General features: G+C 69.5%; 9 protein-coding genes. All 9 read right to left on the bottom strand.

From position 1 onward, the window contains the following. Positions 1 to 62: 62 nt before the first annotated feature. Genes ABD844_RS41630 through ABD844_RS41670 form a run of 9 tightly spaced genes read right to left on the bottom strand, consistent with a single transcriptional unit; the run spans position 63 to position 14,233 of the window. Positions 63 to 5,519: a beta-ketoacyl synthase N-terminal-like domain-containing protein gene (locus tag ABD844_RS41630; RefSeq protein WP_344891391.1), complete on the bottom strand. Its 5,457-nt coding sequence runs from the start codon at positions 5,517 to 5,519 to the stop codon at positions 63 to 65. Positions 5,520 to 5,526: 7 nt separating this feature from the next. Continuing rightward, the gene (locus ABD844_RS41635; protein WP_344891393.1) at positions 5,527 to 5,754 is read right to left on the bottom strand and encodes a ferredoxin; all 228 of its coding nucleotides are present in this window, start codon (positions 5,752 to 5,754) and stop codon (positions 5,527 to 5,529) included. Continuing rightward, positions 5,751 to 6,971 (bottom strand): cytochrome P450, encoded by a 1,221-nt coding sequence (locus ABD844_RS41640; RefSeq protein WP_344891395.1) that lies wholly within the window; start codon positions 6,969 to 6,971, stop codon positions 5,751 to 5,753. The genes ABD844_RS41635 and ABD844_RS41640 overlap by 4 nt, the downstream gene beginning before the upstream one ends. Continuing rightward, positions 6,968 to 8,116 (bottom strand): hypothetical protein, encoded by a 1,149-nt coding sequence (locus tag ABD844_RS41645; RefSeq protein WP_344891398.1) that lies wholly within the window; start codon positions 8,114 to 8,116, stop codon positions 6,968 to 6,970. Before ABD844_RS41645 ends, ABD844_RS41640 begins: the two co-directional genes overlap by 4 nt. Next, positions 8,113 to 9,441 carry a cytochrome P450 gene (locus ABD844_RS41650; RefSeq protein WP_344891401.1) on the bottom strand — a complete coding sequence of 443 codons (1,329 nt, stop codon included), beginning with the start codon at positions 9,439 to 9,441 and terminating at the stop codon, positions 8,113 to 8,115. Before ABD844_RS41650 ends, ABD844_RS41645 begins: the two co-directional genes overlap by 4 nt. A gap of 4 nt (positions 9,442 to 9,445) precedes the next feature. Continuing rightward, a complete protein-coding gene (locus ABD844_RS41655) occupies positions 9,446 to 10,540 on the bottom strand; it encodes a terpene synthase family protein (protein ID WP_344891404.1) in 1,095 nt (364 codons plus the stop codon). Positions 10,541 to 10,543: 3 nt separating this feature from the next. After that, positions 10,544 to 11,656, bottom strand: a complete 1,113-nt coding sequence (locus ABD844_RS41660) for a polyprenyl synthetase family protein (protein ID WP_344891407.1) — start codon at positions 11,654 to 11,656, stop codon at positions 10,544 to 10,546. Next, complete coding sequence (locus tag ABD844_RS41665; RefSeq protein ID WP_344891410.1) at positions 11,653 to 12,996, bottom strand: cytochrome P450; 1,344 nt, start codon at positions 12,994 to 12,996, stop codon at positions 11,653 to 11,655. Before ABD844_RS41665 ends, ABD844_RS41660 begins: the two co-directional genes overlap by 4 nt. Positions 12,997 to 13,009: 13 nt before the next feature. After that, the gene (locus ABD844_RS41670; RefSeq protein ID WP_344891412.1) at positions 13,010 to 14,233 is read right to left on the bottom strand and encodes a cytochrome P450 family protein; all 1,224 of its coding nucleotides are present in this window, start codon (positions 14,231 to 14,233) and stop codon (positions 13,010 to 13,012) included. Positions 14,234 to 15,688: the final 1,455 nt, after the last annotated feature.

Raw genomic sequence — 15,688 nt, forward strand, 5'->3', positions numbered from 1 at the left:
TTCGGCGCTGGGCAGTTCGGCAAGGCGTTATCCCATTCGCTCGGCGGTGCCGACTGGCGCGCTCACGCGGAGCGGGTGTCGGTGTTGGTGTCGGCGGTCTCGGTTAGGAGGGCGTGCAGTTGAGCGGAGGTGGTCGGGCCAAGCAGGGTGCGGATGGGGACGGTGTTGCCCAGCGCCGATTTGATCTTCGTACGCAGCTCCACGGCGAGCAGCGAATCCAGGCCGAGGTCGCGTAGCCGATCCGCGCCGCGCACCACGGACACCTCGGAGATCTTGAGTGTCTCCATGATGAGCGACTCCACGCGGTTCGCCTCGTCGCCGTCCGTCTGACCGGTCGGGCCCTGATCCGCCGCCTCGGCCGGGTCCTGCGGGAGCTCCCGGACGCCGGCCGGGCGCAGTAGGCTCAGCAGGGCGTCGCGTCGCAACGTCTCGTACCGTCCGCCGAACTCCGCCCAGTCGGCCGGGTAGCAGACCGGGAAGCCGGTGTCCGGTGTGGTGAGGACGTTCCAGAGGAAGGCATGACCGTCGTCCGCGCCGATCTCCCCCACGCCGGCCGGGGTGAACGAGCGGGTGGGGTCGAGGTCGCGCAGCATGCCCGCCCCGCCCCAGAAGCCCCACCGCACGCCCCGCACGCGTACGTCGCCCACCGCGGCGAGGATGCCTTCCATGGCCGCGTTGGCGGCGGCGTAGTGGCCGAACTGCGGTGACGGCAGCACGGCCGACGCCGACGAGTACGCGACCAGCATCTGCGCGCCGGTCCTGCGGGCCACTTCGGCCACGTGGCGGGTCCCGTCCGTCTTGGGGGCCAGGACGCGGTGCCAGTCGGCGGCGTCCAGCTCGGCGAGCGGTCCGGTCGACAGGCGGCCGGCCAGGTGGAAGATGAACACCTCATCGGCCTCGATCCGGGCCAGCCGCTCCGTGAGCAGGGCGACCGCGGCGGGGTCGCTGATGTCGCAGCGGAGATAGTCGGTCCCGCTGCCGGGGTTGTCCCGGGTTCCGACCAGGATGATGTCGGTGAACGAGCGGGCGCGGAGATCTGCGGCAAGGGCCGAGCCGAGACCGCCGTTGCCCCCGACGATCAGCGCCGCACGCCGGCGCCGGAACGTGGCCCCCCGGTCGGGATACGACGCGTCGTCGTCGGCACCACCGAGATCGAGCAGCGCGATCTCGGTGTCCGCGAAAGTGCTCCAGTAGGCGACCGACCTCGGCCAGGCGCCAGTAGGCGCCAGGTCGCGCAGGTTGAGTTCCGCCGCTCCGGCCTCGGCGTCCTGGGAGGGGGCCGCCGTGATCAGCAGGTCGGTGGCGGTGCCGATGAGGGGTTCGTCCAGCGCGATCCCGATGCGCCTCCCCGGGCCGCCGAGCGCGCCGGGGTTGGTGGCGAGGGCGGCGCGCAGCAAGGCGGCGCGGTGAGGGTCGCCCGAGATGACGAGTTCGTCTTCCGTACCCGGCCGAGCCACCGCGGCGATCCGCTGGGCGGCGCGCACCGCCCAGAGCACGTCCGGCAACCGTCGCGCCTGCCGGTACCCCTGGGGCAGGGGCCGGATGCCGACGGCGCGCGGGCCGTACTGCGGATCGGACCAGACCAGCTCGACGTCGCAGGCTCGCTCTTCGTGCAGCCGGATCTCGACGGTCCAGCGGTCGAGGTGGTGCCGCCCGGTGGGATGCCGGGGGCGGGATCGTGGCGGCTGGTCTGTCAGGCGGGCCACCGACAAGCCGCCACCGCTGTCGCGGCGCAGGCGATGCTCACCCCTTGCGGCCAGATCCCGGATCGACGGCAGATCACCCAGGGGGTCCCCGGCGGGGGCGCACGCCACCGCGGCGGCCAGGCCGGGGAACTCGTACGGCAGCGCCCCGGCCAGCGCGAACAGGAACCCGCTGACCGCTCCGCCCAACTCGTCGGCGGGTGGCTGCTCGGGATCGGTCACGATCACGCCGAGCGGCACGCCTGCCTCGGCGGCGGCGTGGGCCAACTGGGTCAGGACCTGTCCGAGTCCTGCGAGGTAGCCGGTCAGCTCCACCTGTGCGGGGGCAGCGGGGGTGCGCGCGTCGATGAGCAGTTCGCGGCCCGGTCCGGTGCGGGCGACCACGTCGACGATGACGCCGGGGGCCGCAGTCCCGAGCGGCGCGTCGAACAGATTCACCAGGCGCTGCTCGGCGCGGCCGAACGAGCCGGTGTAGGGCACCCAGATCCGGTGCAAGGCCGGAATGGCGGGCCGGCTCTTCATCGTGCGGATGCGAACCCCCTCGCAGCGCACAGCGAGCCGATCCTCGGCGTCCAGGATGGCGATGTCGAACCCGGTTCCGTCCGCGCTCGGTGCGATGACCGAACGCGTGCGCCCGTGCAGCCGGTGCCGGTGGAACGTCATGCGGTCCACCCCCTCGAAGTAGAAGGGGCAGGTGGCCTCCGCGCCGTCGGCCAGCCCGAAGTGCACCGCCGCGAGCCCGTGTAGCGCCGCGTCGAACAGCACCGGGTCGATCTCCCCGCCGACTCCGGTCGGCGTGCCGAGCTCGGCTGTGGCGTACGCGTGCGTCGTGGACGCCCACAGCTCGGAGATGGACCGGAACGGCCCTTCCCATACGTTGCCCGCTGCGGCGAATCCCTGGTAGAAGGCGTTCACCGACAGCGGGGTCAGGTTTAGCGGCAGCTCGGCGGCGGCCGTCTCGGCGGTGGGGCGGGCTGGTGCCACGGTCGCGGTGCAGCACAGGGTGGGCGTGGCGGCGGGGTCCGTGGTGAAGTGCACCTCCACCTGGGAGCCGTCCCGCGAGACGGTGAGCGTGAGCTGGTCGGTGGTGTCGTCGATGACGATCGGCTCCACGAACCGCACCGTGTCGATGCGCAGCGGCTCGCCGGCGGTCCGCAGTGAGCGTACGAGGTAGCTGAGCGTCAGCGTGCCCGGCGCCACCGCCTCGCCGCGTACCCGGTGCCCGGCCAGCAGCCGGACCTGCGGCCCACGCAGTTGGTAGGTCACCGACTCGCCCGAACCCGAGCCCCGGGCCTGGACCGCGCGCTCGGCCGGGCGCAGGGGGCTCACGGAGCGTGGGGTGCGCTTCCACGTCAGTGCGGCGGCGAGCACGGAGGTCCACCGCGGTAACCGGTGCGGGCGCAGCGGGACGTTCGCAGTGAACAGCACGCCGATGGTGGCGCGGACGAAGTCGTCATCCTCGATCGCGTCGGTGGTCAGGACGGTTCCGCCGAACGAGGCGTGCAGGTGACCGGCCAGCACCGACCGCGGCCCGACGTCGAGGATGATCTGGTGGCCGTCGTCGGCCAGCCTCGCTGCCACCGGCGGAAGATCCACCGGGTTGCGCAGGTTGTCGAGCCAGTGTTGCGCCGCCACGGCGGTCTTCGCGGTGGCGGCGGCAGTGGAGGTCGAGGAGTAGAACGGGACGGCGGTGGTCCTGTCGTGGCCGAGGGCCTCCACGGCTGAGGCGAAGGCCGGCAGCGCCGGCTCAACGAACCGGCTGTGCGAGCCGAACACGACCTCCAGGGCGCGGGCGTCGTGCCCGTGCGCGGCGGCCCGTTCGGTGATGGCGTCGAGGGCGTCGGCGGGGCTGGCCAGCACCACACAGCTCGGGCTGTTGACCACGGCCACGTCCGCCGAGGCCGGGATCCAGGCGCGGTCGCGGTCGACATCCTCCCCCGTGATCACGATCATGCGAGTGTTGTCCGAGTGTTGCCGCACCGCCTCCGTGCGGGCGACCAGCAGCCGTGCCGCCGTCTCCAGGTCGAGTGCGCCTGCCGTGCAGGCGGCCGCTATGTCGCCGAAGCTGTGCCCCAGCACCGCGTCGGGCCGCACCCCGTAGTCCCGCAGGGTGAACGCGATGGCAAGCTGCGAGGCCCAGGTGGCGTACGGCTGTAGCGCGGCCGGGATGTCGGCGCCCCCGTCGAGCAGGGGCCGTTCGTGCTCGGCCAGGTGGTCCCGCACCGCCGCGTAGGTGATACGGAGGTGGTCGCGCAGAATCGTGTCGCCGGCCGTACCGGGGTCGAGCCAGTGCGCGCCGAATCCGCCGAACGCGAAGACCACCTTCGGCGCGTCCCGCCAGAGCCCGGCGATGAGGCCCTTGCTGGGGGCGGTCACCGGGACGTCCGGGTAGGTCTGCCGATGTCCTGCGGTGTGGTTGACGCGGTAGGCCAGCGCCGCACTGAGGCACCCGGGGTCGGCGGCGGGTGCTGCCGGGAGTGTGACACCGGGCGAGCTGAGCCGCGGCAGCGAAGGGAGCGCTTGCGGCCCTGTCTCCGGCTCTACCGGTGCGGGCGGTGACGCGAGGACGGCGTGCGCGTTGGTTCCCGTGATGCCGAATGAGCTGACCCCGATCACCGCGTCCCCGGGCAGCGGCAGCCCGTCGCCCACGTTCGCGTGCACGCCTCGCTCGCGATCCGCCAGGTCGTCCCGCAGGTCGCCGTGCGCCAGCATCGGCGGCACCGTCGCGTGGTGGATGCTCAGGGCGGCGACGACCAGCCCGGCCAGCCCTGAGGTGGCCTCGCAGTGACCGATCCGCGTCTTGACCGACCCGATCGGCAGCGGCCGATCCCGCTCTCCGAAGACCGTCATGAGGGCGTCGATCTCGGTGGCGTCGCCGACCGTGGTGCCGGTGCCGTGCGCCTCCACGTAGTCGACGTCCTCCGGGGCGCGTCCGGCCAGCGTGAGGGCGCGGCGGATGACGTCGGTCTGGCCGTCCGCCGACGGGGTGGGCAGCGATCCGCTGCGCCCGCCGTCGTTGCCGACCGCGACGCCCTCGATCACCGCGTAGATGCGGTCCTGTTCGGCCAGGGCGTCCGCCAGTGGCCGCAGCACGACGGCGGCGAAGCCGTCGCTGCGGACGAATCCGTCGGCGCGGGTGGTGCCGAACTTGCAGTGCCCGTCGGCGGCCAGCATGTTCGACCGGTAGAACGACAGCGTCTCGTACGGGTCGAGCACCAGGTTGGTGGCGGCGGCGATGGCGATCGAGCAGTGGCCGACCAGGAGGTTGTCGATCGCGGCGGCGACGGCCGCCAGCCCCGACGAGCAGGCGGTGTCGAGGGTGACGGACGGGCCGGTCAGACCGAAGACGTGCGACAACCGGCCGGACAAGCCGCTGCCGGTGTTGCCGACGTTGCTGATGGCGTCCAGCCCCGAGTCCCGGCGCGCGACGAGCCAGTGGTCGCGGGTGATGCAGCCGCTCACCACGCCGGTGCTGCGGCGCTGCAGGTAGTCGAGGGTGAACCCGGCGTCGCCGATGGCCTCGAACACGGTCTCCACCAGGATCCGCTGCTGTGGGTCCATCACCTCGGCCTCGCGGGCCGAGATGCCGAACGCCGGGTGGTCGAATTCGTCCCAGCCGTCCGCGAACCCCCCGGTCCGGCACACCGTATCGAACGCGGGGTCGCTGACGTCGTGCTCGGTGAGGTAACGCAGGCGGCTTGCGGGGGCGGCGCCGATCTCGGACTCGCGCCGCTGGAGCATGCGCCACACCTCGGCGGGCCCGCGCCCGCCCGGCAGCCGCGCGCCGATGCCGACTATGGCGATACGTCGGTCCATGGACCAGTCACTTTCGTTCGTTGGCAGCGGATTTCTCGGCCCCTGCCGAGTCGACCTCGGACAGAGCCTGCCCGGGGCAGCAGCTGACGGCATGCCGCAGCAGCGCGAGGTCGGCGGTGCGGACGGCATCGGCGTCGATGACGACGAGCCCGCTGTCGTCCTGGTCGAACACCTCCGGGCAGATCAGCACGCACATGCCGGAGCCGCAGCAGCGATACCGGTCAGCCCTGATCATGGCTTTCGCGTGCCGGACTGCCGCACCAGGAGCCGGGTCAGGCCGTGCACGATGGTGTCCGACTTCATCTCGTACGAGTCGAGCGCGAAGTCGCCGTACCGCTCCAGGAAGACCCGCAGCGCCACGGTGAGCTCGACCCGCGCGAGTTGCTGCGCCACACACTGATGCACGCCGAAGCCGAAGGCCAGGTGCCCGCGGTCGCTGCGGCCGATGTCGAGCCGGTACGGGTCCGGGAAGCGCCCGTTGTCGAAGTTGGCCGCGGGCAGGGAGATCGTGATCGTCTCCCCCGGCCGGATCGTCACCCCGCCCAGCTCGACCTCCTCCAGCGCGCCGCGGGAGATGCCGTACTGGATGATCGAGAAGAACCGCAGGAACTCCTCCATGGCGTCGGCTATCGCGCGCTCGTCGCCCTTGAGCGTCGCGGCCGCCTCGGGGTTCGCCAGGAGGTACAAGTAGCTCAGCGCGATCATGTTCGTGGTGGTCTCATGACCGGCCGTGTAGAGCTGGAAGGCGATGCTGGTGATCTCGGCGTGCGACAGCCCTCCATCTTCGATCATGTTCTGGATGAAGCCCGGGGCGCCGTCCTGCTGGCGCCGCGTCACCACCTCGCCCAGTTCGCTGAAGATGATGGCGAACATCTCCCGCACCTGGTCGGCGGTGGAGTCCAGCGACAACATCCGCTCCAGGCAACTGGCGAGGGTGTGGCTGACCTCCTCCTCGACGCCCAGCAGCTGGGTGATCACCAGGGCGGGCAGCGGCGAGGCGACGGCCGAGACCAGATCAACCCGGTCGTCGGCGTCGGCGTCGAACAGCGCGTTCGCCCGTTCGGTGATGTTCGCCTGGAGCTGCCGCATCTCGCCCAGTTTCAGGGCCGCGGCCACGATGCGCCGGTAGTGGGTGTGCTCCGGCGGGTCCATGCCGACGAACATGCCAGGCCGCTCCTCCGGCGGCTGGCCGTCGCCGATGGCCTCGTGGATGGCCGAATGCCGCAGGTCCGGGCGGGAGCTGAACTCCGGCATGGTCAGCACCTTGCGGCACAGCTGGAAGTCGGTGACGATCCAGCCGACGTGGCCGTCGGCGTAGCGCAGCCGGTGGATCGGACCGGCGGCGGCCATGTCCATGAGCCCGGTCGGCAGCTCGAAAACTGAGGTACGGCCGCGCGGAATGGTGGGCAGGGCGTCCGCGGACTCGGTGAGGCTGTCGGATACTTCGGTCATTGCCGCTCCACGATGTCATTGAGTGTGCGCGCCAGCGCGTCGATGAGCCGGCGGGCTTCGATAGGAGTGTGGTCCGCCGGGTCCGCGATGAGGGTGACGGTGACGGCCTGCGTCGCCGGGCTCTCGTTCACGGCGATCATCGGCAGGGCCGGGATCGAGGACTCCGGCAGCACGATCATTCGCGGCGCGTCGGCCAGGCGTGCGAACCGGCGGGCGGCGCCGCGCGCGTTCGACACCACGAGGCCGGCGGGCGCGTTGTGCTCCGGCAGGTACCTGCGGCCGTCGCGGAACGGCGCCGCGGGGGTCTCCGCCTCCAGCTGGTCCAGAAGGTCAGCGTCGAAGGCCCGCGCAGTCGCCAGCACGTCGCCGTGGGCACGCGGCACCGGCACGAGAGCGCCGTGGCTGCAGTTACCGATGGCGCGCGGCGGAATCGGCTCCATCCGCTCGGGACCGATGAACACCCGGCAGTCCACCGGGACGCCGACCACCACTGGGTCTCCGTCCCCGGCCACGAGCGGCGCGACGGCGGAGGCGATCACCCCGGTGAGCGAGGTCGACTGGGCGGCGCACACGTCGTCGATGGTCTGCACCTGCTCCGGTGGGAGGTGCAGGGTCGCCGGCTGCGCGGGCTTCAGCGGCGCGGACGGGGCCTGGGCGTAGAAGAGGCGGGTCTCGCGGATGCCGTCGGCCGGCTGCGGCCCGCCGAGCACGGTTTCCGCGGCGATCGGCCACTCGCGCGCGGCCTGCGGCGGGATCGAGGCCGCGTCGGCGCGGATGCCGAGCAGGCCGAACAGGTGGTCCGCCATCGACAGGATGCCGGTGACGTCGCAGAGCGCGTGGTGCAGCCGTCCCGTGACCACGACGGTGCCGGGGCGGGCGGTGTCCACGGTGAACGCCGACAGCGCGGCGTGCGCGCGGGCGCCGTACGTGGTCGTCTCGATCGCTGGGACCGGAACGGGTTCGAAGACGAAGCCCTCCGGCGTACGAGCGAGCCGGGCCGCGAGGCGGGGGAAAGCGGCGTACATGCGGGCCAGCCCTGCCGCCGCCGCGGCGGGCGTCAGCGACGCCCGCGTCTCTACCTCGAACCCGGTCTGCCAGTCGAGGAAAGCGTGGAAGACCTCGCTCGGCTCCAGCAGCCGCGTCATGCCGGTTCTCCCACCCGCTCGACCTTGGCGTGCACGCTCCCCGGGATGATGGTGGCCAGGGGGCGTCCGTTCGGGTGCTGCGCGGTAGCCGACTCGATCCGCACCGCCAGCAACATCTCCGCGACGACGATCCACATCATCTGCCAGGCGTACTGCTCGCCGACGCAGTGCCGGGGGCCAAGGCCGAAGGGTGTGTACGAGCCCTTCGTGACCGGGCATCCGCCGGCGCCGAAGGTCTCCGGCTCGAAGTCCGCCCCGGCCGGGAACCAGGTCCGGTCCCGGTGCATGGCCCACGGGCTGTACATCACCTCGGTTCCGGCGGGCAGTGGGACACCGGATAATTCGGTGTCGCGGGCCGTGCGCCGGGAGATGACCAGGATGGGCTGGCGGCAGCGCAGCACCTCCGACAGCGTGCGCTTGAGCAGCGGCGTCTCCGACAGATCGGGGCCGTAGGGGACGCCGCGGGCGCGCACGTCCGACACCTCGGCACGCAGCGCGTCCTGTAGGGCCTGGTCGCGGGCCAGCTCCGTGCTGAGCCAGGACAGCGCGGTGGCCGCGGTCTCCGCCCCGGCCATGGTGACCGCGACGACCTGGTCGGCCATCTCGGTGGGTGTCAGCGGCGATCCGTCCTCGTGGCGGACCGTGCGCATGACCGAGATGAGGTCGAGCCGGTCGGAGCCGCCCGTGTCCCGCGCGTTCATCGCCGAGACGATGGCCGCGCGCAGCCGGTCCATCGCGCTGTCGTGCAGGCGGTTCCGCTTGGTGGGAACCCGCAGGTACCACGACGGCACGACGGTACGAAACATGATCGCTTCGAGCGTCAGCGCGAGCCATTCGTGGATGTGGTCGAACTTCTCGTGGTCGATGTCGGTGCCGAACATCGTGGCGGCGAGAATCTTGAACGTCATCCGGTGCAGAGCCGCGTCGATGTCGAGCGTGGTGTCCCAGTGGACCACTTCCTCCCGCGCCACCGCGGTCATCAGCTCGGACAGCCCCACCACGTGCTCACGCTTGAAGAAGCGGTCCAGGTAGTCGCGCTGCCTGCGGTGTTCCGCGCCGTTGGCCAGCACGACGCCGTTGCCCGCCAGCCGCCGCACCCGGTCGTAGAAGATGCCCTTCTCGAAGTCGCCGCGCCGGTCCACGAGCATGTCGTTGATGAGCAGCGGTTCAGCGAGGTAGACGAAGCTTCGGCCGAGCGCGGTGAACACGTGGAGGTCGGCCGAAGAGTTCAGCTCGGTCACGTAGCCCAGCGGGTCGCGGGCCAGCCGTACGATTTGCCGCACCAGGCCGACGTCGTGGTGCACGCGAGTGGTGTATCCGGCCATGTGGTCAGACCAGGCCCTCCGCGATGAGGGAGGCGTAGTTCTTGTCGGTGAAGAGGGTGCTGCCCTCCTCGAACTGAACGACCTGAGGATACCGGCCATCCCACTGATGCCTTTCTCCGTTGTATCGCGTGGTGCGGAAGGACCAGTCCACATTGCCGCACATCATGTGCCATACCTTGCCGCCGTACACGCTCACCGCGTGGTCCGGCCCCAGCACCGCGACGGTCTCGCGTAGCGTGCGCCGGAACGCCGTCTCGGTGCGCTGCACTTCGAGCCCCACCCGGTCGAACGCCTCCTGGACCGAGAGATCCTCGCTGAGGATCAGCGTGGCCACGGCGTTGACCGCGTCGTCGGCGTCAGCCTCGGTGCGGAACGAGAACATGTCGTTACTCAACGCGATGTGATCGAGGGCGTATGTCAGCAGCCGTTCGCGGTAGGCCGACCCGTCCACCGTCTCCGCCTCGAACGGTGGCGCCAGCGCCTCTCCCAGCGCGAAGTACATGCCCATGCCGACGCTGTTGCGGCGCATCCGCAGGTAGGCGGCAAAGGGGTAGACGGCGTCGGAGTTGCGGTAGTTGACCTCTTCGACGCAGCCGATCAGGAAGCGCTCGACCTCGTCATGGAGGCGATCCCAGGTTTGGGGGGTCAGGTGGCCGCGCAGCGTGGACAGGCAGTCGTACAGCGGTTTGAACCAGACGGTGAGCTCTTCGTTGGCCGGAGTGTCCACCTGCTTGTCGTCGAACAGCACGTCGATGGCCGCCTTCAGCTCCGCCGCGTACAGCGGGTCGCTGCCGAGCCGGTCCTTGTCCACCAGCGCGTTGTCAAGGATCGACAGGTATTCGGTGTACTGCGCTGCGGCAACGAGGAACTCGTAGGGCGCGGTGGGCAGGACCAGGGCGGTCCAGAGCGACGCGCGCTCGGCCAGCAGCGTGTCCAGGTCCGCGGGCGGTAACAGGTCAGACAGGCCCTGCCGGCACCATTCCTGGCTGTCGGCGACGACCTGGTCATTGTCGGGGCGCTCCAGCGCGGGTACGCAGTGCTCGTACTGAGGCAGTAGCACATGGGTGCCTGCCAGGGGAAGGGTGAAGTTCACTGCCATCTGCTAAGCGCTCTCGTGCAGGGGGACTGGGATCTGGAAGTGAGGACTCAACTCGCGTTCGATGCGATCCACCGTCTGCTCGCGGAATCCGGCCTCGCGAAGCAGCGACCGGGCCCGGTCCATGAGGCCGCGCAGGTGGCCGGTCACGTGCGCGGCGTTGGCGTCGATCAATCGGCGGTACTGTTCGAGATCGTGCTCGGTGCCGTCGCCGCAGTCGTACACCTGGGCAAGTACCGTCCGCTCCGTGGGCGTGCAGCTGGTGGCGACGATGTGGTGCAGCAGGGTCGCCTTTCCCGCCTTCAGGTCGTCCAGCGGGTTCTTGCCGGTCACCACGGGCTCGCCGTACACCTCGATCAGATCGTCGAGCAGTTGGAACGCCTCCCCGAACGCCGAGCCCGCGTCGATGAGCAGCGGGTCCGTGTCGACTTCGGCGCAGTGGGCGGCCAGGACCATGGGCGCGATCACGGTGTACCAGGCGGTCTTGTTCACCGACATGTCGGTAATAGCCGCGCGAGTGGCGTGCACCCCCTGGTACTCCAGCACGGAGTCCTGGAACTCGCCGACCACGGTGCGTAGCTGTATTTCCTGGAAGAACCCGCCCACGCGGTCGCGGGCCGGCGAGGGGATGCGGTCGATGGCGCGGGCGGTCAGCACAAGCAGCGCGTCGCCGCCCAGCAGCCCGGCCGCGATGCCGAGCCGGGCCGAGGGAATCAGCGCGGAGACCGGCGCCGTCACCCGCCCGTCGGCGCCACCGGTCAGGTCCGCGCCAACCCAACCGAGGTGAAAGGCCGGGTGATTCCGCCGGGTGGGGCTCTCATCGATGATGTCGTCGTGGATCAGCGCGGCCGCGTGAAACAGCTCCAGCGCGGCGCAGGCGTGGCCGAGCATGGCGACGGTGGCCTCGTCGGTACGCCGGTAGCCGTCGAGGGCGTGCGCCGCCACGCGGGTGCGCCGCATGCTGCCGAACCGCGCGACGTAGTCGGACAGCCGCTGAGTGAAGGCCGCCACCCCCGTGCCGGTGGACCGCGAGCCGGCGGTGAGCGCGGCGAACTCGTCCAGCAGCCGTGCCACGTTCGCCCGTACGTGCTCGACCAGTCGCGTTTCGGTCGGGCTCATTGCGCCACCAGCCGCTTTAACCGCATTGGCAGGTTGCCAGGCACCAGAGCACCCATGGCCGCGGGCGGCACCTGCTGGCCGGGCTGGAGGGACAGCTCGTAACGCTTGAGGATGTTGACGATCGCGATGGAGATCTCGATCCAGGCGAAGTGCTCACCGATGCAGTTGCGCACCCCGGCACCGAACGGCAGGAAGGCCGTACGCGGGTACTTCTTGTCGTCGCCGATCCAGCGGCGTGGCCGGAACTCGTTCGGCTCGTCGTAGACGTTCTCGTCCCGCTGGATCGAGTACACCGAATAGAAGACCTGCGTGCCGGGGGGCAGCTCGTACCCACCGAGGGTGGCTGTCTGCAGGGTGCGCCGCCCCAGTGCCCACACTGGCGGGTAGAGGCGCAGCGCCTCCTTGACCACGGCCTGCAGCAGTGGGAGCTGCTGGATGGCGGCCACCGTGTTGGCGCCCGGGTCGAAGCCGGCGACCTCGGCGCGCACTTCCTCCTGGATCTCCGGGTGGCGGCCCAGCAGGTAGCAGGACCAGGCGATGGCGCTCGGCGTGGTCTCGGAACCGGCCGTGAGGAAGGTCAGGAACTCGTTGAGGATCTGCGCGCGGTCGTTGTCGCGACGGGCCACCTCGTCGTCGGTCTCGGTCAGCACGTCCATAAGGTCGGCTCGGTCCTCCCGCTCGCGCTTCATGCGCAGCCGGGCGTCGACCAGCCGGTCGCCGAGGGAGCGCAGGTCGGAGATGGCGGAGTAGAACGCGCGGTTCTCCGGGGTGGGGATGGTGTCGAACAGCCGCGGCGGCAGGGCACCGCGCTTCTCGATGCCGGAGATGACGATGGGCATCTTGGCGCGGACAAGCTCCACGTCACTCTCGCTCATCTTGGTGGAGAACAGCGTGTCGATCACGACCCGGGTGGCCAGCCGGTAGAACTCGGGGTAGAGCTCCACCACGTCGCGGTCTGCCCACGACTCCACCATCGCCGTGCTGTAGGTGTGCATGGCGTCGATGTAGTCGTTTACGGAGGGCTTGTTGAACATGGGCTGCATCAGTCGGCGCTGCCGCAGGTGGAGGTCGCCCTCCGCGAGCAATACGCCGTTGCCGAGCATGGCGCGGGCCCGCTCGTACTGGATGCCCTTGTCGTACTTCTTGGCCTCGGGGACCAGGATCTGGTACAGCAGTTCGTGGTTGGAGATGAGGCAGGCGTCCTTCCACCCGATCTTGATGCGCGACAGCGGCGCGACCTGGGCGGCGGAGCTGAAGAACTTCAGCGGGTCCTGCCAGATGTCGAGAATGTGTCCGATGAGCGGCTTGGCATGCGGAACCAACGGCGGTTTGACAGCCATGGTGGAGACGTCCTCACCAGGAGATGGGAAGGGAGCTGAAACTCCGGAAGACGAAGCCTCCGGGCAGGCGGAGAGGCGGCGCCGACTCGTCGTAGTGCGGCACGGCCGGGATGGCCGTCAGCAGCGTCTCCAGCGCGATGCGCGCCTCGATGCGCGCGAGGTGGGAGCCCATGCATCGGTGGATGCCATGCCCGAACCCGATGTGCTTGTGCACGGCGGGCTTGTCGGCGTCGCCGTTCTGGCCACCGTTCTGCAGGCCCAGCACCGCGTACGCGCCGATCGCCAAGTGCAGCCGGGAGCGCGCGGGGACGGTGACGCCGCGGATCTCTGTGTCCTCCTCGACCGAGCGCGGGGCGCTCTGCACCGGGGGGTCGATGGCCATCGTCTCCTCGACGAACTCGGGGATGGCCGCCGGACTCGCGCCCAGCTCCGCCCAGCGGCCGGTCTCGATGAGCCTGTTGACGGCGTTACCGATCAGCCCGGACGTGGTCTCGTGCCCGGCTGCGATCATGACCCGGATGGCGACGATGATGTCGTCCACGTCGTGCACGGCGCCTGGGGTGCCGATGGCGTCCGCCATGTCGAGGATGAGGCTCGGCCGCCGCTCGGCGCCGATGTCCTCGATCAGCTTGCGCACGTAGTCCTCGTACGCGCGCACCGCCATGGCCGCGCCCACCTGGTGCTCCTCCGGCAGCGGCGCCACCTGCAGCGCCACCCAGAGGTTGTTCCACTCCTTGACCTGCTGCCGGTCGCCCTCCGGAATGCCGATCAGGTCTGAGATGATCTTGATTGGCAGCGGCAGCGCCAGTTCTTGCATGACGTCGAAGGAACGGCGGCCGGACAGGTCGCCGCACATGACGGTAGCCAACTCGCGGATCTTCGGCTCCAGCGTCTCCACCACGGCAGGCGTGAACGGCCTGATGAACGTTTTACGGAAGGCGGAGTGAGCCGGCGGCGTTTCGTTGAAGAGCGCGCCCCGATAGAACAGCGTCTGGTCCAAAATGGCCCGCGCCTCGTCGCAGACCGGAACCTGGCCCTCTAAGTTGTGAACACTGGTGAATCTGTCATGCTGCTCGAAGATATCGAGGATTAGCGTAGGGTCGGTCACAAGGAAGTCGGCCGGGCCGACGGGTGTCAGTGGCGCCTGTGAATGCATCGACCGATAAATGGCGTATGGATCGGTCATGAAGTCTTCGAGGGTAATGGATGACAACAAGTTGAACCCTTCGGAGCTCATGGCGAACCGCCACCGCATCATGACGCGAGCGGGCGGCGACAATGCCGTACACAATCAGAACAGTGCCGGGACTTCGGCCCAAGCCATAAAGGTTTACACGCAATTGCACCCCGCGCCCCATTCAAGCGGGATTGCGTCCAGCCGGCCGATGAACTATCGAATGATGGACAGTAGTGCCTTGACTGCGCTATGTCACGCGGCTCCTTGGTGACAGGAGCCATGATCTAGCCGTGATCCACTGTATGTCAATACTTTTCGGATATGACGCAAAGGTCTAAGGTGTGCGCAGCTTATCTAATTCAGGATGTTTGAGCTGAGACGATGGCGGTTACGTATGTACGGTTGCGGGGATTTGCGCACATGCGCACTCCGGGCGGTCGCGTCTGAAGACCGCCTTCCGGGAGAGTTACGGATCGTTATCACCGCGAAGCCGGGCGTTAAGGGCAAGACGGTCTTGCGTAAGCATTCACGTCATGCGCAGGGCGTGCCGGTACGAGTAGATGCGTAACTGTCCGTCACTTTGATCTATCGGATGGCAGGTGATGTGATCTCCGGGTGCCCGGCCTGGAGATGATTCTCATCATGCTGCTGGACGCAGAGCAGCGAAATGTCCCCATCGACTCGCCGCTCCTGCCGGAGAAGATGCCTGGTGTGGGAGGCGATATCCCGGCCGCCGGCGGAGCTGTCAGCGGCGTGGCTGGAGCCGGTCGAGGCCTCCGGGGTGGGCGTGTCCTAGCGCCATGACGGCCGTGACTAACGCGCCGTACAGGCGTTCGTGATACCAGTGGTCGCCTGCGGGCGTGTCGCCGGCCTCCAACTGGCGGGCGAGCTCGGCGAGCTGCTTGGTCCAATCGGCCGCGGTCGACGGCGGCCGCGGCTCGAGGTTGACGGCCGGGCTGGCGGCCGGTGGTGGCGGTGCCGGCGCGGGCTGGAACCGGATGGCGCGGCCGCGCTCACGTATTCCGCCAGAGTGGTCCCGTGCCGCGCGGCGACCGTCTCCAGGGTGGTGTGCTCGGCATCGGACAGGCGGAGGTTGACGCGCTTGCCGCGCTGTCCCTGCCCGTCTTCGCGGGGGCGCCGGCGGCGTGCTGGGAGCGGTGAGCTGTCCTCGGTCACGGGGCCCTCCGAGCACTTTGGAGAACCCAAACCTATGACTTGTTCCGCCAAGGGCGGCGAGTTCAGCCTGAATGAAAGGCCTTCACCAGGGACCCCGCCGCTCTTTCGCGATACCTGGCAGGCGACACGTTCAATTCCGTCCGACCTCGGCTCACGGGTGCCGACTTCACGGTCGCCAGGGCAGGCGTCGCCGATGGTGCGCGGAGGTTCAAGACGGTGATACAGGCGTCATTCAGGATGGGATGTGAGGGAGCGAGAAGACCCGGCGACGTGAGGTTGCTGGGTTGCGTCTGACTTCGTGATACAGATCTTGGAAAGAATCAGACAGGATCGGCGTGC

It is taken from the genome of Nonomuraea antimicrobica, from assembly GCF_039536965.1.
GTDB classification, from domain to species: Bacteria; Actinomycetota; Actinomycetes; order Streptosporangiales; family Streptosporangiaceae; genus Nonomuraea; species Nonomuraea antimicrobica.